Origin of the sequence: Amycolatopsis halotolerans (assembly GCF_042647905.1) — a bacterium.
In the GTDB taxonomy this organism is placed as follows: Bacteria; Actinomycetota; Actinomycetes; order Mycobacteriales; family Pseudonocardiaceae; genus Amycolatopsis; species Amycolatopsis halotolerans.
This window is the reverse complement of sequence record NZ_JBHRWI010000056.1, coordinates 150,654-170,662: the sequence shown is the minus strand read 5'-3', so window position 1 is coordinate 170,662 and position 20,009 is coordinate 150,654. Positions and strand designations below refer to the sequence as shown.

General features: G+C 69.9%; 15 protein-coding genes. 9 read left to right on the top strand and 6 right to left on the bottom strand.

The annotated features are described in order from the left end of the window. Positions 1-22: 22 nt before the first annotated feature. Positions 23-3,262, bottom strand: coding sequence for a BTAD domain-containing putative transcriptional regulator (locus ACFORO_RS37785; RefSeq protein ID WP_377873252.1), 3,240 nt, complete (start codon positions 3,260-3,262; stop codon positions 23-25). A 319-nt stretch (positions 3,263-3,581) separates the two neighbouring features. Between ACFORO_RS37785 and ACFORO_RS37780 the strand changes: the two genes are divergently transcribed. From ACFORO_RS37780 to ACFORO_RS37765, 4 genes are all read left to right on the top strand, one after another. Next, on the top strand, positions 3,582-3,866 hold the full coding sequence (locus ACFORO_RS37780) for a WXG100 family type VII secretion target (protein WP_354740249.1): 285 nt from the start codon (positions 3,582-3,584) through the stop codon (positions 3,864-3,866). Further along, positions 3,863-4,126, top strand: a complete 264-nt coding sequence (locus ACFORO_RS37775) for a WXG100 family type VII secretion target (protein ID WP_354740247.1) — start codon at positions 3,863-3,865, stop codon at positions 4,124-4,126. The genes ACFORO_RS37780 and ACFORO_RS37775 overlap by 4 nt, the downstream gene beginning before the upstream one ends. 102 nt (positions 4,127-4,228) lie before the next feature. After that, complete coding sequence (locus ACFORO_RS37770; RefSeq protein ID WP_344279883.1) at positions 4,229-4,864, top strand: response regulator transcription factor; 636 nt, start codon at positions 4,229-4,231, stop codon at positions 4,862-4,864. Between the two features lie 10 nt (positions 4,865-4,874). Beyond that, complete coding sequence (locus tag ACFORO_RS37765) at positions 4,875-6,197, top strand: amidase family protein (RefSeq protein WP_377873251.1); 1,323 nt, start codon at positions 4,875-4,877, stop codon at positions 6,195-6,197. Positions 6,198-6,698: 501 nt separating this feature from the next. On the opposite strand, the gene ACFORO_RS37760 is transcribed toward ACFORO_RS37765, so the two are convergent. The 4 genes from ACFORO_RS37760 to ACFORO_RS37745 form a co-directional block, all read right to left on the bottom strand. After that, a complete protein-coding gene (locus tag ACFORO_RS37760) occupies positions 6,699-7,883 on the bottom strand; it encodes a cell division protein DivIVA (RefSeq protein WP_377873250.1) in 1,185 nt (394 codons plus the stop codon). A 120-nt stretch (positions 7,884-8,003) separates the two neighbouring features. Continuing rightward, a complete protein-coding gene (locus tag ACFORO_RS37755; protein ID WP_377873249.1) occupies positions 8,004-9,995 on the bottom strand; it encodes an SDR family oxidoreductase in 1,992 nt (663 codons plus the stop codon). A 217-nt stretch (positions 9,996-10,212) separates the two neighbouring features. After that, the gene (locus tag ACFORO_RS37750; RefSeq protein ID WP_377873248.1) at positions 10,213-10,926 is read right to left on the bottom strand and encodes a class F sortase; all 714 of its coding nucleotides are present in this window, start codon (positions 10,924-10,926) and stop codon (positions 10,213-10,215) included. An 18-nt stretch (positions 10,927-10,944) separates the two neighbouring features. Further along, positions 10,945-12,432 carry an MSCRAMM family protein gene (locus tag ACFORO_RS37745; protein WP_377873247.1) on the bottom strand — a complete coding sequence of 496 codons (1,488 nt, stop codon included), beginning with the start codon at positions 12,430-12,432 and terminating at the stop codon, positions 10,945-10,947. A gap of 320 nt (positions 12,433-12,752) precedes the next feature. Here ACFORO_RS37745 and ACFORO_RS37740 point away from each other — a divergent pair, with 320 nt between their 5' ends. The 4 genes from ACFORO_RS37740 to ACFORO_RS37725 all read left to right on the top strand — a co-directional run bounded on the left by ACFORO_RS37740 (position 12,753) and on the right by ACFORO_RS37725 (position 17,526). Further along, complete coding sequence (locus ACFORO_RS37740) at positions 12,753-13,613, top strand: Bax inhibitor-1/YccA family protein (protein WP_037816748.1); 861 nt, start codon at positions 12,753-12,755, stop codon at positions 13,611-13,613. A gap of 147 nt (positions 13,614-13,760) precedes the next feature. Further along, entirely contained in the window at positions 13,761-14,378 is a 618-nt protein-coding gene (locus ACFORO_RS37735; protein ID WP_354740235.1) for an LppU/SCO3897 family protein, read from the top strand. Between the two features lie 152 nt (positions 14,379-14,530). After that, positions 14,531-15,808 carry a YeeE/YedE family protein gene (locus ACFORO_RS37730; protein WP_377873246.1) on the top strand — a complete coding sequence of 426 codons (1,278 nt, stop codon included), beginning with the start codon at positions 14,531-14,533 and terminating at the stop codon, positions 15,806-15,808. Between the two features lie 185 nt (positions 15,809-15,993). Continuing rightward, the gene (locus ACFORO_RS37725; RefSeq protein WP_354740231.1) at positions 15,994-17,526 is read left to right on the top strand and encodes a DHA2 family efflux MFS transporter permease subunit; all 1,533 of its coding nucleotides are present in this window, start codon (positions 15,994-15,996) and stop codon (positions 17,524-17,526) included. Between the two features lie 222 nt (positions 17,527-17,748). Here the strand turns inward: ACFORO_RS37725 and ACFORO_RS37720 are convergent, their stop codons facing one another. Further along, positions 17,749-18,969: an acetyl-CoA C-acetyltransferase gene (locus tag ACFORO_RS37720; RefSeq protein ID WP_377873245.1), complete on the bottom strand. Its 1,221-nt coding sequence runs from the start codon at positions 18,967-18,969 to the stop codon at positions 17,749-17,751. Positions 18,970-19,089: 120 nt separating this feature from the next. Between ACFORO_RS37720 and ACFORO_RS37715 the strand changes: the two genes are divergently transcribed. Further along, positions 19,090-19,992: a pentapeptide repeat-containing protein gene (locus ACFORO_RS37715; RefSeq protein WP_377873244.1), complete on the top strand. Its 903-nt coding sequence runs from the start codon at positions 19,090-19,092 to the stop codon at positions 19,990-19,992. The last annotated feature ends 17 nt before the right edge of the window (positions 19,993-20,009 follow it).

The window sequence follows — 20,009 nt, the reverse complement described above, 5'->3', positions numbered from 1 at the left end:
ATGGACGCGAGTCCACCCCGGTTCACTCTCCTGCCGCACGCGCGCGGACCGGACTGGCCCGCCGGATGCCGTACGGCTGCATCCGTGTCTCGGCCCGCCGCACGTCCCAAGCCGCGCCGACCGAGGTGTAGCTGGTGAGTGCCGCGAGGAAAGCCGTGCGCGCCTCGTCGAGACGGCGGTACTCGGCGAGCAGGATCGCGGCGTCCTCGCTGGCGCGCGCGTGCTTGAGCATCCGTCCGGCGGCCTCGTAGTGCGTGGCGGCGCCGAGGATCGCGTCCGGATCCGCGGTGACTAGGCCCCGGCAGTGCGCGGAGGCCGCGGTGTGCGACGGCGGGGTGTCGTACCCGCTGGTGTCGCCCATCAGCCGCAACGCCCGGAACGCGTGCGGTTGGTCGCCGAGCTGCATGGCGAGCCGCGCGAGGTCCGGCAGCCACTGCTGGCGCGCGGCGGGCGGGTAGCTCTGTTCCAACAGCGGCAGCAGCGCGGCGAGGGCGGCTTCGGGGTCACCTTCCAGCTCGGCGAGCTGGGCGCGCGCGGCGAGCAGGTAATCGCCGCCGTTCGGTTCGAGACCGTGCGGGAACTGATGCCGGGCCGCCGCGTCCAGATGCGCGCGGGCTTCCTCCGGCTCGTCCCGGTGGCTCGCGATCAACGCGCCGACGCCGTGCACGAGCAACGCCGATCCCGGGCTGCGCAACACATACGACGCGGTTTCCGCGCCACCCCGGATCACCGTGTCGAGTTCGGAGAGCGCCTCGCCCCAACGGCCGCGCCAGTAGTAATGCACCGCGCCGGCCAGGTGCATCTCGCCCGGCACCGCGCGGGTCGCGGCCAGCCTGCGCGCGGTGCTCAGATCGGCGTCGTTGTCGAGGCCGTCCAGCACGCCCAGTTCGGACAGATCCGGCGCTGCGGCTTGATGATCGACGGCGAACCGTTCGATAGTCACGCGCAGCGTTTCGTGCCGGCCGCGCCACATCTCCGGCACCTTCGGATCGGCCAGCGTACGGCGGACTTCCGAGGAGGCTTCGGCGAATTCGCCACGGCGGTAATAGATGTAGGCGAGGATCCAGCGCATTTCCGCGGCCTGCCTGCTGTCCTTGGTGCGCGCCACGACCGACCGCGCCTCCGCCTCCGGTTCGCGGCCGAGCCAGAACAGCAGCCGGGCGAGCGTGGCGGTGAGCGGTTCGCGGGCCTCGGCGGGCAGCACGGCCTGCTTGACGACCTGTTTGAGCAGGTCCACCGCGACCCGCGGCGACTGCGCGGCGACCGTGCCGATGTGTTCGACCAGCCAGTTCGCGACCCACGGGTCCACCTGCGCGGGCGCGGCGGCGAGCTGTTCGGCGACGCGTTCCGCGCCCGCCCCCGCTCCGTCGAGCGCCTCGGCCAGCTGCCGGTGCAGCGCGACGCGCATCGCGGCCGGCGTCTTTTCGTACAACACGCGGCGTAGCAACGGATGCCGGAACGCGAGCAGATCGCCGGACTCGACCAGCACTCCCGCCGTGAGCGCCTCCTCGACCGCGGCGACGAGCGCGGTCGGTGCGCGTTCGGTGGCGATCGCGATGTCGGCGAGCGAGAATTCCTTGCCCAGCAAGGCTGCCCAGCGCAGCAGGTCCCGCGCGGAGCTGGAGAGGAAGATCAGGTACAGCGTGATCCGCGAGCCGAGCGGCGACGGGATCGAACGGCACGAGGAACCGTCGACGATCGCGTGCGCGCCGTCGAGCAGGATCATCGAGTTGGCGAGCAGCGTTTCGACGATTTCCGTGGCGTAGCGCGGATTCCCGGCGGCGTGGCTGAGCAGCAGCGAGAACATCCGGTTCGGCGGCGCACCGGTGAGGTCGGCCGAAATCTTCCGGATCTCGCTGTCCCGCAACGGCTCCAGCCGCAGCAGCGACGTCGCGCCGGACGACAGGTCCGCGGCCAGCCCTTCGAGCGCGGCCGAGCGGGGGAGCGGACGGCTCGCTCCGACGAGCAACAGCGGCAGCCGCCGGGTTTCGCGGGCGAGGTGCTGCCACACCTGCAGCGTCGTTTCGTCAGCCCACTGCAGATCGTCGACCACGAGCGCGAGCGGACCGTCCGCGCACAGCTGTCGGACCAGTCCGAGAATGCCCTGGACCGGGTCCAGCTCCGGGTTCTCGGCGAGCGCCACCGCCAGTTCCGCGCGCCGCAGATCCGAGGCGCGCGAATGCACGCCGAGCGCGTCCAGCAGCGGCCGGAGAGCAAAGCCCTGGTCGAGCGAATCGGCGGCGGCGAACAGCGCGGTGTAGCCGGTTTCGTGCGCCAGCGCGACGGTTTCGGCCAGCAGCGCGGTCCGGCCGATCCCCGGTTCTCCCTTGACCCACACCGAACGGCCGAGGCCGCCGCCGAGACCGGCGACGGCCTCGCTGAGCAGCTGAAGCTCGTTCTCCCGCCCGACAAACGTCGCCGGGCGCGGCGGCAGCACCGGCAACGGGAAGCGCGGGACCTTCGTGACCGGCGCGGGCGTGACCGCCTCGTCGGCGGCCAGCAGCTTCTCGTAAAGCTCCCGCAGCGCTGGCCCCGGCTCGGTCCCGGACGCTTCGACCAGCCGCTCGCGCAGTTCGGTGTAAACGGTGAGCGCCTCGTGATGCCGTCCCGCTCGGTCGAGCGCTCGCATGAGCAGACCGTGCAGCGGCTCGCGGAACGGGTGGTCCGCGGCGAGTTCGCCGAGCTGCGTGACGAGCCCGGCGGATTCGCCCGAGTCCATCGCCAGCTCGGCCCGGCGTTCGACGGTCGCCAGCCGGAGCTCCTCCAGCCGCACCCGCTGCGCACTGGCGTAATGACCGGACAGGCATTGCAGCGGTGTGCCGTCCCACTCCGCGAGAGCTTCGTCGAGCACGCTTCGCGCTTCGGCCCGGCGTCCCTCGGCGAGCAGCCGGTTGCCTAGATCGCGCAGCGCGCTGAAGCGGTGGACGTCGACCTGCTCCGGTTCGACGCAGAGCGAGTAGCCGGACCCGGTGGAGGCGATCAGCCGCGATTCGGCGCCTTTGCGGCGGCCCGGTTCGAGGACGCGGCGCAGACCGGAGATATAGGTGTAGATGCTCCCCTGCGCGCTGGCCGGGGGCGCGTCGCCCCACACCGCGTCGATGAGCACTTCGCGGGAGACCGTGCGGTTCGGGGAGAAGGCCAGTACGGCGAAGACCGTGCGCCGATGAGCAGAACCGAGGTCGAGCTGCCGGTCGCCGAGCCAGGCTCGTACCGGTCCGAGCAGCTGGATTTCCGGCGCCGGGACGCCGCCGGATGCCGACATCGGTCTCCCTTCACGCGCTGACGGATCGTCACACGCCGGATGCCACTGGTGAGCTTACGCCGAAAAGGTGACGTGGCGGGACCGCCCCGGGTTGCTTTTGCCGGTCTTGTCCAGCGAATTGTCCGGTGGACAGAGTCGAGGGGGCGGCCCCGCGGTGAACGCCGGGCAAACCGGCCGGGCGGTCCGGCAGGCACACCTCCCGCGACAAAGGGGCATCCGGCCCGCTCCCCGGTTTCCGAACCGGAATCCCTGCGGCAGCCTCGATGAGGAACCCGCGCGCTCGATCGCGGTCTTGACGTGCGGACGGTGAGGAGGAGGCGTGGACCCGGTCCCGGGCCTGCCGGAACAGGCGGTGCCGTTCGCCGCGGCGATCGACGCCGCGAACGCCTGTTTCGGCACGGTGAACAGCGAAATGGCGGCGCTGCAGGCGTCGTGGCGCGGCGAGGCGGCGGTCCGGTTCGGCCAGGCGATGAACGATTGGGAGCAGCAGTTCGATCGCATTCTGGGCAGTCTGGCAGATCTCGTGGACGTCGCGCGCGGTACGGCCGCGTCCTCGGCCGCTGAGTGCTCAAACGAGCGCTTGCGGTGCGCCGACCGTCGATGAGCGGCGATCCCGGCTTCGATCAGGCCGCCGAGGTGCTGTCCCGGATCCGCCGGACCACCGGCGACCTCGGCGCGGTGCTCGCCGAGCTGGAGTCCACAGTGGAGCCCGAGGTGGCAAGCTGGCCGTCGGCGGCGCGGGCCCGCTACCGGGAGGCCAAACGGGAGTGGTCGACCGCGCTGGACCGGATGCCCGAATGCCTCGACCGGGCCGCCGAGGCCTTCCGCGAGATCTCCGCCGAAGACCCGAAAAGAGGCGGCTGAGCTGCGAGAACCCCGGTTTTCTTCATCGGCCTTCACGAGCGCGCCAGAAAACGTGAAGTCTCGCCCTCCACACTGCGTGCAGGCAATGTGGAGGGGGTAGTCGTGAAGCTCGTCAAGGTCGCAGTTCTCGCCTCGGACCCGATCACCCGGGCCGGAGCCGCGAGCCTGCTGGGTTCGCGCCCGGAGCTGGTCCTGCTCGGCCAGGACGCGGCGAGCCAGGCGGACGTGGTCCTCGTGATGGAGGAACACGTCACCGACCGGGTGCTGTCGCAGGTGCGGGAGCTCGGCAGGCAGTCCGAGCAGTTGACCGGGCCGCATCTGGTGATCGTCGTCGACCATTTCCGCGAGAGCGACCTGATGACGGCCGTCGAATGCGGCGTCGTCGCGATCCTGCCGCGCCGCGAAACCGGCGGCGGCGAACTGGTCGCGGCAGTGCTGGCCGCGGGGGACGGCACGGCGACGCTGCCGCCGCGGCTGCAGGGCGCGCTGCTCGCGCAGGTCCAGCGGATGCGCCGCGACGTGCTGGAGCCGAACGGCCTCACGCTGTCCGGCCTGGCCTCGCGCGAATGCGACGTGCTGCGGCTGGTCGCCGAGGGCTACGGAACCGAGGAGATCGCGACGAAGCTCTGCTATTCGGAGCGGACGGTCAAGAACGTGCTCTACGGCTTGATGACCCGATGCGGTCTGAACAACCGCGCGCACGCCGTGGCCTATGCCCTGCGCGCCGGCGCGATCTAATGTTCTGATCATGGCGCAGACGGCGGTAGAAATCGCTCGCGGAGTGCGGGCGGGGGAGCTGGACCCGGTCCAGGTGACCGAAGAAGCACTCGCCCGGATCGCGGCAGCGGACGGCGTCGTCGGCGCTTTCCGCCGCGTGCGCTTTGCCGAGGCACGAGCCGAAGCCGCCGAAGTCGCGGCCCGCTCGGACCTGGCTTCGCTGCCGCTGGCCGGTGTCCCAGTCGCGGTGAAAGACGTCACCGAGGTCGCCGGCGAGTACATGGGCTGGGGCTCCGAAGCAGGCCCCCGCACCCTCGCCGACGCCGACGGCCTGATCGCCTCCCGCCTGCGCGCGGCCGGTGCGGTGATCGTCGGCCTGACCCGCGTGCCGGAGCTGTGCGTCTTCCCGACCAGCGACGATCCCGACGGCATCGCCCGCAACCCGCGCAACCCGTCCTTCACCGCAGGCGGCTCCTCCGGCGGAAGCGCCGCCGCGGTCGCGGCCGGCCTGGTCCCGATCGCCCACGGCACCGACGGATTGGGCTCCATCCGGCTGCCCGCCGGAATGTGCGGAATCGTCGGCCTGAAACCCGGCCGCGACGTGGTCCGCGAAGACACCCCCGGCTGGTTCGGCCTCTCCACCCACGGCCCGCTCGCCACCACTGCCGCCGACGCCGCTCTCCTGATGTCAGTCCTGGCCGACCGCCCAGACTGGGCCACGGTCGCGACTCCCGGCGCACAACGAATCGCGACCTCGACCCAGGTCCCGTTCACCCGGGCCCCGCTGCCGCGCCCCCTGCGCGCCACCGTCGACCAGGCAGCCGACCTCCTGCGCGCATCCGGCCACTCGGTCGATTCCGCGACCCCCGCCTACCCGCTCCGCGCCCTGGGCGGCCTGGTCGCCCGCTGGTTCGCCGGTCCGGCCGAGCAAGTCGCGGGTTCGTTCGACCTCTCGCGACTGCAACCCCGAACCCGCGTGCACGTCCGCCTGGGCCGCCTGACCTCGCGCCTGGTCACCGACCGGGCCCGCGACGAATGGCAAGCGATCGCGGCGCGGTTCTTCGAGTCGCACGACGTCCTGGTGACGCCGACTTTGGCGACCTTGCCGGTGAAAGCCCGCCGCTGGCACCGAGAATCCTGGCTGGCGAACGCGGTCCCGTCGTCGAGGGTGGCGTCCTTCACCGGCCCGTGGAACCTGGCCGGATACCCGGCGCTGTCGGTTCCGGTCGCCCGGCATCCTGTCCACGACCTGGCGATGTGCGTGCAGCTGGTCGCTCGCCCCGGCGGGGAGCCAGTGCTGCTGGGGCTGGCGGCGGAGCTGGAGTCAGCGAACCCTTGGCCGCGGACAGTCTGAGGCTCCGCCTGCATGCCGTGAAGGACTCCTTGAAGGAATCTGATTCCCTCAAGGAGTCCTTCACGGACCTCAAGACGCGGTCACCTGGCGACGAATCGGGCATTCCGGCGCTATTGGCGTCCTTTGTGGACGGTCAGCGGGCCGAGCTCACGCGACTTGAGTTCCTGGCATCGGGAATCAGAGTCCGTGAAGGTGGCCCTCACGGACTTGGCCCCACAACCGAGCGGCTCGCGACCTGGATCGCCCGCTGACTGCCCGCCGCCGTTCGGAGCGAAACGTCGTGGTCGCGCACTTGTCAGTCGAGCAGTCGGCGGACGCGCTGCTCGCCAACGTGCTTTCCCGAGCCGCAGGTCTCTGAGCAGGTTCCCGGCTGGCTGGGCGCGGCGGTGTTCGGCTTGCCCGCTGACGTGCCCTTTCCGGAGCCGCGCGTAGAAGTCTTGTAGCCGCAGCGAATGCCCGCCGGACCGTTTCCGGGCCGACGGGCTCACTGCGGTCCGCGGGTCAACTGCTCGGCTTGCCCGCCGTCTGCGGCTGGGACTTCGCGCCGTTCCCCGTCGAGCCGCTGCCGGTCTTCGCGCCGTTTCCGGCCGCGCTTTCCGTCGACCCGCCGTTCGCCGAACCGCCCTTTCCGGCGCCGCCATTCGCGGACGAGCCGTTCCCCGCAGGGGCCTTCGCGGCGGAACCGTTCTCAGCCTTCGGCTTAGGCGAGGGGGACGGAGCAGTCTTCGACTCGACCGGCGCGGGAGACGGGTCCGGCTTGGCCGGGTCGTCGCCGCCAACCAGCTTCGAGGCAGCAGGCAGCACCGATTCCGACGGCAGCGCGGTCAGCAGACCCTCGCTCCGGCCGAGCACCTCGTCCGCCATCGCCAGGTTCTTGCGGGCCTGTTCGCGGATCTCCGCGAGCCGCTCGACCTTCCGCGTCGCCGCGGTGGTGCGCTGGGCCGCCTGCGTGGTCGCCTCGTCGAGACGGCGCTTGGCCTCCGCCGTCGCCTCCTCGACGCGGCGGGCCGCCTCCGCGGTGGCTTCCGAGATCCGGCGTTCGGCCTGGTTCTTGCTGGCCGTGCGCTGGTCGGTGATCATCTTTTCGTGCGCGGTGCGCTCGGCGGTGATCTTCGAGTCGAAATCGCGCTCGATCTTGCGACGCTTGCGCTCGGCCTCGTTGTCGAGGAGTTCCCGGCGCTGCGCCGCCTCGACTGTCAGCCGCTGCACTTCGGCGCGGGTTTCCTTCAGTGCGGCCTCGTGCTCCGAGTGCAGCGCTTCGGCCTGCTTGTCCAGCTCCGCGACCAAGCGGTGGTACCGCTCGCGCAGCTTCGTGGACGCCTCGGTCGACGACGCCCAGTGCTTCTCGGCCGCCACCTGAGCGCGCTTGGTGATCTCGTCGGCCCGCGCGTGCGCGAGCGAGACGGTGCGCTGCATCCGCTCGTCCAGGTCCTCGAGCCGCTCCGGCGGCTTCAGCAGCTCCTCGACCCGGGACTGCAGCTTCGACACCTCGCCGCGCGCCGCCTCGAGTTCGCGCGACAGCGTGGCGACCTGCGTGGCAGCCGCGTCGCGGTCGGTGATCAGCCGGTGCAGCTGACCCTCGAGGTGGTCGAGGTACTGCCGCACCTCGGTGCGGTCGAAGCCGCGCCAGGCTTCGGTGTACTCGCGCCGCAGCGGGAGGAGGCCGTTGTCTCGCTCGGGAACCATGCCCACGACCGTACCCGCGCACCTGGCGTGCGTGCCGCCAGGAGTGGTGAATCACCGCCCCGGGTCGATTCTTCGTGGCGATCTCGCCTGAACGGCCTCACCCGCCGCGCGAAGCCGTCACTACCAGTGGAACCCGCGCGACAGCCGGGCCAGCGCCATCGCCGCGCGGGACAGGTGTTTCTCGCCCCGCCCGATCTTCAGTTTCCCGCTGCCGCCCGCCGCCGCGGAGTCCGGGAAAATCCGGAAACCCTGGTACGCGATCGCGTCGGTGAGCCCCGGCGCGAGCGTGTAGGTCAGCCCGATCGCCTGGCCCGCCGGGGTGCCGATGTGCTTCGGCCGCTGCACCAGCGCTTTCAGCACCATGTCCGCCGCCTGCTCCGGCGATTTCGTGGGGAAGGCGTCGTAGATCTTCGTCGGCCGGATCATCGGCGTGCGCACGAGCGGCATGTGGATGGTGGTGAAGGTGATCCCGTCGCCGTGTGTTTCGGTCGCCGCGATCCGGGAGAAGTAGTCCAGCGCGGCCTTCGACGCGGCATAGGCGGAAAAGCGCGGCGCGATTCCCTGCACGCCGATCGAGGAAACGTTGACGATGTGCCCGAATTTCCGCTCCGACATGTGCGGGAGGACCGCCAGGATCAGCCGCACCGCGCCGAAGTAGTTGATCGCCATCGCGCGCTCGTAGTCGTGCATCCGGTCGTACGACAGCTTGATCGAGCGCCGGATCGACCGGCCGGCGTTGTTCACGAGCATGTCGATCCGGCCGTGCTCGGACAGCATCGCGTCCACGGCCTTGCGCACCGAATCCTCGTCGGTGAGGTCCGCCGGGTACACCGACGCGGTGCCGCCCGCCGCGATGATCTCGTCGCGCACTTCTTCCAGTTCGTGCTGCCGCCGCGCGACCAGCAGCGGCACCCCGCCCGCCGCGGCGACCTTCAGCGCGGTGGCCCGTCCGATGCCCGACGACGCGCCGGTGATGATCACCCGGCGGCCGTCCAGTTCGCCGCGCGGACCGTGCTTGCGCGCGCGGAACGGGTCGAGGTGTTCGCGCCAATAGCGCCACAGCGTCGCGGCGTAGTCGTCGAGCCGGGGCGGCTCGACGCCGCTTCCGGCCAGCGCCTTCCGTGTTTCCGCGGAAGCGAACACCGAGGGGAAAGCCATTGTTTCCAGCAGCACCGGCGGAATGCCGAGCCGTTCCAGTACCGCGTCGCGGGCGATGGTGAACCCGGGAATGTGCTCGCTGAGCTTGACCAGCCCGACGATTCCCTTCGACACCTTGTCGCCGAGCTGCACCGTGATCGTCGGCGCCCCGGCGGCGCGGGCGAACGCGTTGTAGACCGACACCACCGGCTGCGGCTCGGGGTTCACCAGATGGAAGGCGCGGCCGTCGAGACCCGGCGTGGTGACCAGTTCCAGCAGTGCCTTCGCGACGTAGTCCACCGGAACCACGTTGGTGTCGCCCAGATCCGGGCCCGCGGACGGCACATCGGGCAGCCCGGCGAGCCTGCTGATCGCGGGGAAGAGGTAGTACGGGCCGTCGATCTTGTCCATCTCGCCGGTCTGCGAATCGCCGACCACGACCGCGGGCCGGTACACCCGCCACGGCACCTCGTGCTGGTCCCGGACGAGCTTCTCGGCCTCGAATTTCGTGCGGTGGTAAGGCGTGATCAGCCGCTGGCCGACGTCGAACATGTCCTCGGTGAACAGTCCTTCGTGGTCGCCCGCGACGGCGACCGACGAGACGTGGTGCAGGCAGCCGGCGTTCAGGTCCGCGGCGAGGTCGAGGACGTTCTGCGTACCGTCCACATTGGCCCGGACGCTCGTTTCGTCGTCGGCGGTGATGTCGTAGAGCGCGGCGAGGTGGATGACGTGGTCGACTCCGCGCAGCGCCTCCCGGTCCGCTTCGGACACTCCCATCAGCGGTTCGCCGAGGTCGCCGGTCACGAGCGTCACGCGGTCCGGATGCGGCCACCCGTCGACGAGCGCGGCCAGCTTCTCCCGCGACGACGCGCGCACCACGAGCGCGACCCGCTCCACGTCCGGCCGGGTGAGCAGCTGCCGGGTGACCTGGCGTCCGATCAACCCGGTCGCGCCTGTCACCAAGAACGTCGCCATCTCCATCACCCTCCGCCGTGCCGCCGCCTGGACCCATGGGCATTCTGCTGCATGGACGCCGCCCTGACCACAACGCGGCAGGGTGAGGTTACTTGCAAGTAACTTAGCTTCCGCACGGGGTGCCGCAGGTCGCGGCGGATTTCCGCGGGCGGCGGGCTGGCCAGAAACTGCGCGAATGGACCCCTCGCGCGGTTTCAGCGGGGCACGAGGGGACCCCTCACGCCGGGTCCGCGATCACCACGCGGTTCTCCTCGTACCCGTCGCTCCCGCCGATCCAGCGTCCGCCGCAGGTCACCAGGACCACCCGATGCGGACCGGCCTGCCCGAAGAGATCGTCGGCGCGGCTGGGCAGGTCGTTCTTGTGCACGGTGACCAGTTGGGAAATCCGGTACCGGCTCGTCTTGCCCGCGCGGTCCACGATCGTCACCACGCCGCCGATTCGCTCGCTCCACAGTTCCGAGAACGGGCCGGTCGCGCCGCGCCAGTTCACGTGGCCCGCGAACACGCTCGCGCCGCTGACCGCTTCCAGGTCCGCGCCCCACCACGCCGCCTGACCGATGTCCGACGGCACCGGAAGCGTGTTGCCCGGCCCGAGGTCCTGACGCACCATCGCCGCCGTCCCGCCGCCAGGCAGCCGGATCGTGCCCGGCGCCTGCGGTCCCGGTTCCGGCGCTTGCCGATGCTCCGCGGGCGCGGCAGGCGGCGGTGGTGCTGCCGCCGAACTGCTGGGCGGCGCCGCACTGCTCGACGGCGGCGGCGCGGGAGCCACTTGCTGCGGGGAAGCAGCCGGTACGGCGGCAGCGGCCGGGAACGCACTCCCGGCCACTGCCGTCGTCGGCGGCGAACTGATCACGACCGTCGCGAGTTCCACTGCCAGCACGCTTGCCGCGCCCAGCACGAACCCGCCGATCAGCCGTCCTTTTCCGGTCATTGCCCTTGCTGCTTTCGATTACCGCCGGGCCGACCGCCGAGCGGCGAACCCGACCAGCGCCGAACCGACGAGCACCAGCGCCGCGAGACCCGCGATGCCGCCCGTGGAGAAACTCGTCTCGACCGTGCCCTTGGCCATCGTCACCGGCAGATCGCCGGCGGGAATCGCGTGCGGCACTTCGTTCGGCGTATTGGCCACTGTCAGTGCGAGTGTGCCGCCCGGCGTCAGCGATCCGCACGCGGCGGGCGGGTTGTTCGGGTCGAACGCGTTGGTGTAGCCCGGCGGCGCGTTCACCTCGACCACGCAAACCTCCTGCGGCGCCAGCAGATTCTCGACGGTCGCGGTCCCGTTGTCGCCGCTGGTGGTGACCACCGCGGGCTGGCCGTCGGGCCCGTTGAGCGCCTTGCCGTCCTGACTAGTGGCCGCGGTCTTGCGGTCCTTGCCGGTGATCCGCAGGGTCGCGCCGCCGATGCCCTTGCCGGTCTTGGCGTCGGTCTTGGTGACCTGCACCTTGCCCGGCTTAGCCACGGCGACGACGCCTTGGGCGGTCAGTTGCTTCTCGCCGCCGGTGCCGACGACGCTCTGGATTCCGTCCTTGGTGTTGACCGGGTTCTGCACGGTCGGCTTGTCCGCGGGCGCGGACAACGAGGCGGCGAGCTTCGGCTGATCGCCGGTGGGCGTGACCTTCACCGTGACCGTGCCGTTCGCATCGGTCTTCAGCGTCGTGTCTTTCTGCGCGGCCTGGGGTGCGGAGTTGCCGGAAGAAGAGTCGGACGCCTTCTCTTCGTCGGCCTTCTTGTCTGCCTGGCCGACCGTCCCGTCGGTGGCGGTCAGCTTCACCGGAACGTCCGGGATGCCCTTGCCTTTGGAGTTCTTTACCGTGACCGTCCAGGTCGCTGGCTGGCCGAGGTGCTGATCGCCCTTCGGTGCGGCGACCGACGCGGTCCACGGGCCGCGGTTCGCCTCGGCCTCGGCCTTCATCTTGGCCACGTCGTCCTTGGCAGCCTGGGGGAGAGCGGTGAAGTATTTCTGCTCCGGATAGGCCGCCTTGTCCGCGGGTGTGCCGAAGTCCGTGTCGCCGGGCGTTCGGGACTTGGCGGTCCACGAGTGCAGCAGATGGGCCAGCGCGGCGGCTTCGTTGTTGTCAGAGGTATTGCCGTAGCGCAGCAACAGATACGAGATGTTGCCCGCGACGTCGGGCTCCAGCTTCTCGTTCCACTTCGTCCGCAGTTCGTCGCCTGGTTGGTACGCCTCGTCGCTGCCCGGTGCCTTCAGATGGAACCGAACGCAGAAGACGTCCTTGCCGCCCACCTTGTACGAGCCGAGCCAATCTTCGTAAGGGGTGCTGCCCTCGTTGTGGACGATCGGTAGGCCAGGGCCCTTAACCGGGTCTGCGGCGGCCGAGGCGATTCCCGGCGTGGTTACGGAGAGTGCGCCGAGCAGTGCGGTCGCGACCAGCCCGGTGGCCGCGCGCCAGCGAGCGCGCGGGCGTGAGATCCACCCCATGGTGTGTTGGCTCCTTCGACGTGCCTGCCGACGCTTGAACGGCGTTCTCGCAGTTCACCTGATCGAACAACTCCCCGACACGCGTTCGGTCACTTCCCGGACACGCGATGTGAAGGTTCGCGGGTCACCATGGGAGTTGTCTAGAGACCATCGGGTGACCTGCGGTGAACGGTCGTGACCTTCATCGCCTACGGTGGCCGTAACGGGGGTCGCCCCACCCGTGCGGGTGATGAGTAAAATCGGCTTTACCCGAACGGGAACCAGCGAGCCGCCGCGGTCGTTGAACCCGATGCAAGGTGCCATAAAGTCCAGGAGGACAGGTGCGTTCCAGCAGCAACCCGGCGTTCCGCAATCTCCCGCGCGGCGCGGCCGCGACCGGGCAGTACGGGCCGAACGTCGGCTTCGACCAGCCCTACGGCCAGCCGCAGGGCCAAGGCGGCGTCCCGGGTTACGGCCCTGGGCAGATGGGTACCGCCTCCGCCGACCGTCCGATGACGGTCGACGACGTCGTCATCAAGACCGGCATGTCGCTCGGCGTCGCGCTCGTCGTCGGCGTGCTCACGGCGATCTGGGCGCAGTCCCAGCTCGTCCGCGATTCCCTCGGCAGGCTTTCGCCGAGCGGTCCGCTCCTCGGCGCGCTGATCGGCGGGCTCGTGGTGGGCCTCGTCGTGTCTCTGGTGATCATCTTCAAGCAGAAGCCGAGCGGTCCCCTCACGCTCGTCTACTCCGGTGCCGAGGGCCTGTTCCTCGGTGCGCTCAGCGGCCTGTTCGAGGTGTTCCTGCCGGGCATCGCCCTGCAGGCGCTCATCGGCACCGCGGGCGTGTTCGTCGCGATGCTGGTCGTCTACAAGACCGGTGCGGTGAAGGTCACGCCGAAGCTCACCAAGTGGATCGTCGGCGCGGTCGCGGGCGTGGCCATCCTGATGCTGGTCAACCTCGTCACCGCGCTGTTCTTCGGCTTCAACCCGCTGCGCGACGGCAGCCCGCTGGCCATCGTCTTCAGCCTGGTGGTCATCGGCATCGCCGCGTTCAGCTTCCTGCTCGACTTCGACCAGGCCGACAAGATGATCCGCGCCGGCATGCCCTCGAAGTGGGCCTGGTACGCCGCCTTCGGCCTGATGACCACGCTGGTGTGGCTGTACCTCGAGATCCTGCGTCTGCTGTCTTACCTGCGCGACTAGCTTCTCGCACAGGTTGCCGGGAAGGGGCGCTCCGCGTTACGCGGAGCGCCTTTTCTGTTTTTCTGCACCGAACCTCTGCGAGCCCCCGCGACCGTCGTGTTGGATGTGCCCGGTCGGAATGTTTCTTTCGGGTTTGCGAGGTATCACGTGAGCGTCCCGCCGCACGGGCACGGACCGCAGCCGGGCTACGGCCAGAACGGGCCGTCGCCGTTCCAGCAGCACTACGGTCCGGGCGGGATGCCGCCGCGGCAGAGCCCGAAGCGAAACTTCCCGACCAGGACCGTGGTGCTCGTCGCCGTCGCGGTGGTGGTCGTGGCGGCTGGGGTCGCCATCGGGTTCTTCGCGTTCGGCAACTCGACCAGCAACACCCACGCCAGCGACTGCATGCACATCGAGAAGTCCGGCTCGACCACGACGACGAAAACCGTCGACTGCGCCGACCCCGGAGCGAACGTCAAGGTCGCCGTCGTCCGCGCCAGCCGGAGCGGAACCTGCCCGCACGGCGACTACTACCGCTACACCACCGGCGGCAAGAACCGCCGCGTGCTCTGCCTCGTTCCCAACGTGCAGCAGGGGGATTGCCTCTCCGGGCTCCAGACCGCCACGACGACCTACCAGAAGGTGCCGTGCACCGATCCGCAGAAGAACGCGGAGATCGTCAAGCTGGTACCCGGCGCGAAGGACCGTTCGGCGTGCGAGGGCAGTGGTTCGACCAGTGCCCGCTGGTACTCCGATCCCGAGGAAGCCATCTGCATCAAGAGCTGAGCCGGGGCGGTACAAAGGGGCCGTCCGGACGCCCGGTTTCGGCCGTTCGTCGCACTCCGTGGGACAGGCTGCGTCCAGGGCTCACCGGGACCTAACGTGGATCGCCGCCCGCCGCCGGGCGGGCCCGTTGATCCCCGACACCCCCAGGAGACGTGGTGGCGACCACCGATTCCCCTGTCGACGAGCGAAAGCTGCTCGATTTCCCGACCTCCTGCGAGGCTCCGGCACCGAAACCGGAGGAGCCGGTCAAGATCGTCCCGCTCGCCGCAGCCGCGGTGCTCGCGGTCGGGCTGACCGCCTACGTCTGGGCCGCGCACGGTGCGAAATTCGGGGTCCTGCTCGTGCTCGGGCTGCTGCTCGGCCTCGCCCTTTTCCACTCCCGCTTCGGGTTCACGTCCGCCTGGCGGCAGCTGATCGCCGTCGGCAACGGACAGGGCCTCCGCGCGCACACCCTCCTGCTCGGCACGGCCGCGACGCTCGTCGCCCTCATCTGCGGCACCGGCGCGGGGCTCTTCGGCAGCAAACCGGTGCCGGTGGCGAACGTCGGGCCGATCGGGCTCGCGCTGTTCGTCGGGGCCACGCTGTTCGCGATCGGCATGCAACTCGGCGGCGCGTGCGCGTCCGGGACGCTGTTCGCGGTCGGGGCGGGCCAGTCGACGATCGTGCTGACCCTCGGCGGTTTCATCACCGGATCGGTCCTCTACACGTGGGGCTACCCGCTTTTCACCGGCTGGCCGCAGGTTTCCGGATTCCTGCTGTCGGACCACGTCGGCTGGTTCGGCTCGTGGGCGATCACGATCGCGGTGCTCGTCGCGATCGTCTTCGCGACCCGGCTCGTGCAGAAGCGCCGCGTGCCGCCGCCGGTCGACACCGTGCCGACCGCGCGCGGGTTCGCCCGGATCTTCCGCGGCTCCTGGCCGATCCTCGTCGGCGCCGTCGTGCTCGGCGTGCTGGCCGGCGCGGTGTACCTGGTTTCCGGCGGGATCTGGGGCGTTACGAGCGCGTTCAGCCTGTGGGGCGCGAAAATTCTCCAGGTGTTCGGGCTGCACCCGGAGCAATGGGAGTTCTGGCAGCTGAAGGCGAACGCGACGTCGCTGTCCAAGCCGATCTGGCAGGACAAGACGAGCCTCACCGACATCGGCATCATGATCGGCGCGTTCGTCGCCGCGGCGGCCGCGGGTGCGTGGAAGATCCACAGCTCGATCCCGTGGCGCACCGCCGTCGCCGCGATTCTCGGCGGGATCCTGATGGGCGTCGGCGCGCGGCTGGCGAACGGCTGCAACATCGGCGCGTACCTCGGCGGCATTTCCGTCGGCAGCCTGCACGGCTGGCTGTGGGGCGTGTTCGCGCTTTTCGGCACCTGGATCGGGCTGAAACTGCGGCCGTTGTTCGGTTTGGGCAACCCGGTGCGCACGGACAGTATCTGCTGACCCCCGTGGGGGCTTTTCGCAGGTCATCGTGACTGCGCGAAAAGTCCCCACGTATTTCTTTCGCCAGCGAAAAAGGCTGTGGAGCCGCTTGCCGTTCGGCTAGTCTGGAGCGCGCGCAAGGGGGAACCGCTGTCGTATTGTCGCGTCGCGGGCTTGCGCTTCACCACTAACAGATGGGGTTCCGCATGTCCGCACCAGCGACTCCGGCCGCGCCGGATGCCGGTGACAAACTCGACAGGGGAGTGCTGAAGGTCGCTTCCGTGGTGGTGCTCGGCGCCATCATGGCGATCCTCGACACCACCGTGGTCAACGTCGCGCTTCAGAAACTCACCATTCAGTTCACCACGTCCTTCGACACCATCCAGTGGGTCGCGACCGGCTACATGCTGGCGCTGGCGACGGTCATCCCGGTCACCGGATGGGCGTCCGACCGGTTCGGCACCAAACGGCTGTACCTGCTCGCGATCGGCACCTTCCTGGTCGGCTCGATGCTGGCCGGGCTCGCCTGGAACGTCGAATCGCTGATCGCGTTCCGCGTCGTGCAGGGCCTCGGCGGCGGCATGCTGATGCCCGCGGGCATGACGATCCTGACCCGCACCGCGGGCCCGCAGCGGATCGGCCGGGTGATGTCGGTGCTCGGCGTGCCGATGCTGCTCGGCCCGATGTGCGGCCCGATCCTCGGCGGCTGGCTGGTCGACTCGGTGAGCTGGCGCTGGATCTTCTACATCAACGTCCCGATCGGCCTGATCGCCTTCGTGCTCGCGCTGAAGCTGCTGCCGAAGGACGACCCGGAACCGTCCGGCCGCTTCGACTTCCTCGGCATGCTGATGGTGTCGCCTGGCCTGGCGGCGCTGATCTTCGGCGTCTCGCGGATCCCGTCGACCGGCACCGTCACCGCGCTCGAGGTGTGGCTGCCCGCGCTGGCGGGGCTCGTGCTGCTGGTCGCGTTCGTTCTCCGCGCCCGGACAGTGGAGCATCCGCTGATCGACCTGAAGCTGTTCCGCAACCGGTCGTTCTCGGTCGCGATGATCACGATGGCCGTGTTCTGCATCGGATTCTTCGGCGCGATGCTGTTGCTGCCCACGTATTTCGTGCTGGTGCGCGGCGAAACCGCGCTGCACGCCGGTCTGCTGCTGGTGCCGCAGAGCCTCGGCGCGGTGGTGTCGATGCCGGTCGCCGGACGGCTGGCGGACAAGATCGCGCCGCGCAAGATCGTGGTGCCCGGCCTGGTGCTGATCGTCGTCGGCATGGTGGCGTTCACCCAGGTCACCGCGACCACGTCGTACCCGCTGCTGCTCGCCGCGCTGTTCGTCGTCGGGCTCGGCCTCGGCTGCACGATGATGCCGATCACCTCGGCCGCGCTGCAGACGTTGCAGTCCAAGGACATGGCGAAGGCCTCGACCGCGACGAACATCCTGCAGCAGACCGCGGGCGCGATCGGGTCCGCGGTGATGTCGATCATCCTGGCGGCGCTGCTCGCCGGGAAGTTCGGCGTCCCGACGAGCCAGGGCCAACTGGTCGCCACCGCGGCGACGATGAACCCGGCCACGCACGACGCCGCGGCCGGCCTCGCGGGCGAGTCGTTCGCGACGACGTTCCTGTGGGGCACGATCCTGCTGGCGCTGTGCCTGGTGCCCGCGTTCTTCCTGCCGAAGAAGCGCGTCGTGCCGACGGAGCCGGAATCCGGCGAGGTCGCCCCGCCGGTGCTGATGCACTGACGCTTCACCTGAGGAAAGGGCCGTCCGCGTTGCGCTCGCGGACGGCCTTTTCCGTTGCCAGGACAAGGAAAACCGCCTCGCTCTAGCGGGGACCGCCGCACGCACGCTACCGAGAAAACCCCAATGTGGCATTGGGTGCGTCAGACGCACCGAACGCCACATTGGGTGCGTGAGATGCACCCAATGTGGCATTGGGGCGCTTCCGGCCAGAAGCCGCGTCGCTCAGGAAAGCCGCTCCAGAACCATCGCCATGCCCTGTCCGCCGCCGACGCACATCGTCTCGAGGCCGAACTGCTTGTCGTGGTGCTGCAGGGAGTTGATCAGCGTCGAGGTGATCCGCGCGCCGGTCATGCCGAACGGGTGCCCGACCGCGATCGCGCCGCCGTTGACGTTCAGCCGGTCGAGGTCGATGCCGAGGTCGCGGTAGGACGGGATGACCTGCGCCGCGAACGCCTCGTTGATCTCGACGAGGTCGATGTCCGAAATGGACAGTCCGGCGCGGGACAGCGCCTGCTTCGACGCCTCGACCGGGCCGTAGCCCATGATCTCCGGCGACAGCCCGGTGACGCCGGTGGACACGACGCGCGCCAGCGGCGTCAGGCCCAGCTCGCGCGCCTTCGTGTCGGACATGATCACGACAGCCGCCGCGCCGTCGTTGAGCGGGCAGCAGTTGCCCGCGGTGATGCGGCCGTCGGGGCGGAAGACCGGCTTCAGCCCGGACACGCCCTCGATCGTGACGCCCGCGCGCGGCCCGTCGTCCTTCGACACGACCGTGCCGTCGGGCAGCGTGACCGGCGTGATGTCCTTGGCCCAGAAGCCGTCCGCGATGGCCTTCTCGGCGAGGTTCTGCGACCGGACGCCGAACTCGTCCATCTCCTCGCGGGTGACGCCCTTGAGCCGCGCCAGGTTCTCCGCGGTCTGGCCCATCGCGATGTAGACGTCCGGGAGTTGCCCGTTCTCGCGCGGGTCCTGCCAGCTGTCCGCACCGGACTCGGCGGTCGCCTTGGTGCGCGCCTCGGCGTCGGCGAACAGCGGGTTGTGCGTGTCCGGCCAGGAGTCGGAGCTGCCCTTCGCGAACCGCGACACGGCCTCGACGCCCGCGGAGATGAAGACGTCGCCCTCGCCCGCCTTGATCGCGTGCAGCGCCATCCGGGTGGTCTGCAAGCTGGAGGAGCAGTACCGGGTGATCGTGCAGCCGGGCAGGTGGTCGTAGCCGAGCTCGACGGCCACCGCGCGGCCCATGTTGAAGCCGGACTCGCCGCCGGGAAGGCCGCAGCCGAGCATCAGGTCGTCGATGTCGGCCGGGTCCAGCTGAGGCACCTTGTCCAGCGCCGCGCGCACCATCTGCACGGCGAGGTCGTCGGGGCGCATCCCGACCAGTGAGCCCTTCCCCGCGCGGCCGATCGGGGAGCGGGCGGTGGAGACGATGACGGCTTCGGGCATGACAGACACATCCTCGGGTCGGCGGCACTAAGCGGTTGCTCACCATCTTGCCGCCTCCGGCGTCCGTCCGAAAGCCGAAGGCGACATGCACCACCCTGCGCCCGTGGGAGGATTTCCGCCGTGACAGAGCGCAACCGGGTGTTGTCCACGCGCACGATCGCGTGGTGGGGGACCGGCATCGTGCTGCTCGCGGCGGTCGCGGCGGCGTTGCTGCTGTGGCTGCTCGGCGGCGGCACCCCGGCGGATTCGTCGCGGCTCGACGCGTTGCGCACGGCCTCGAGCATCGTCGTCGGGACCGGCGGCGCGGCCGCGCTCCTGCTCGCCGCGCGGCGGCAGCGGTCCGCGGAACTGGATCTGGAACAGAAGGACCACGACGCCACCCAGCGCCGGATCACCGACATGTACGGCAAGGCCGCCGACCAGCTCGGCAGCGACAAGGCCCCGGTCCGGCTGGCCGGGTTGTACGCGCTCGAACGGCTCGCCCAGGACTACGCGGACCAGCGGCAGACCATCGTCAACGTCGTCTGCGCGTACCTGCGAATGCCGTTGGACGGCACGGCCGAAGAGGTCCAGGTGCGCAAGGCCGCGCAGCGGATCCTGATGCTGCACCTGCGTCCGGGCGGCGGCGAGGAGCCGGCCGGGTCGTACTGGCCGGACATCGACCTCGACTTCTCCGGCGCGCGGCTCGTCGAGCTGACGCTGACCTACTGCCGGATCCGTTCCATTGTCTGCCACGAAACCACGTTCACCGAAGAATCGAAGTTTTGTTACACCGAATTCCGCACCAAAGCGGATTTCACCGATGCGACGTTCGAGAAACGCGCGGACTTTCGCGGCGTAGTCATCGGCGGCGAACGCGACGCATTCCGCGGCGCGAAGTTCGAACAGCACGCGGAATTCGCCGAGGACGCGCGAATCCGGCTCGCCGGAGCCCTCGCGAAGCCCGGATACCGCCGCGGCTGGCCCGCCGGATGGGCGGAGGAACCCGGTGACGACGGCTGGCTCCGCCTGGTCCCGCGCTAGCCGGTCCGGCACCCGTC

Bases quoted from the DNA above. Each gene is read 5' to 3' on its own strand.
- ACFORO_RS37775 (WP_354740247.1), top strand. From the start codon at position 3,863: ATGAGCGGCGATCCCGGCTTCGATCAGGCCGCCGAGGTGCTGTCCCGG.
- ACFORO_RS37785 (WP_377873252.1), bottom strand. From the start codon at position 3,262: ATGTCGGCATCCGGCGGCGTCCCGGCGCCGGAAATCCAGCTGCTCGGA.
- ACFORO_RS37745 (WP_377873247.1), bottom strand. From the start codon at position 12,432: ATGGGGTGGATCTCACGCCCGCGCGCTCGCTGGCGCGCGGCCACCGGG.
- ACFORO_RS37765 (WP_377873251.1), top strand. From the start codon at position 4,875: ATGGCGCAGACGGCGGTAGAAATCGCTCGCGGAGTGCGGGCGGGGGAG.
- ACFORO_RS37725 (WP_354740231.1), top strand. From the start codon at position 15,994: ATGTCCGCACCAGCGACTCCGGCCGCGCCGGATGCCGGTGACAAACTC.
- ACFORO_RS37750 (WP_377873248.1), bottom strand. From the start codon at position 10,926: ATGACCGGAAAAGGACGGCTGATCGGCGGGTTCGTGCTGGGCGCGGCA.
- ACFORO_RS37720 (WP_377873245.1), bottom strand. From the start codon at position 18,969: ATGCCCGAAGCCGTCATCGTCTCCACCGCCCGCTCCCCGATCGGCCGC.
- ACFORO_RS37760 (WP_377873250.1), bottom strand. From the start codon at position 7,883: ATGGTTCCCGAGCGAGACAACGGCCTCCTCCCGCTGCGGCGCGAGTAC.
- ACFORO_RS37755 (WP_377873249.1), bottom strand. From the start codon at position 9,995: ATGGCGACGTTCTTGGTGACAGGCGCGACCGGGTTGATCGGACGCCAG.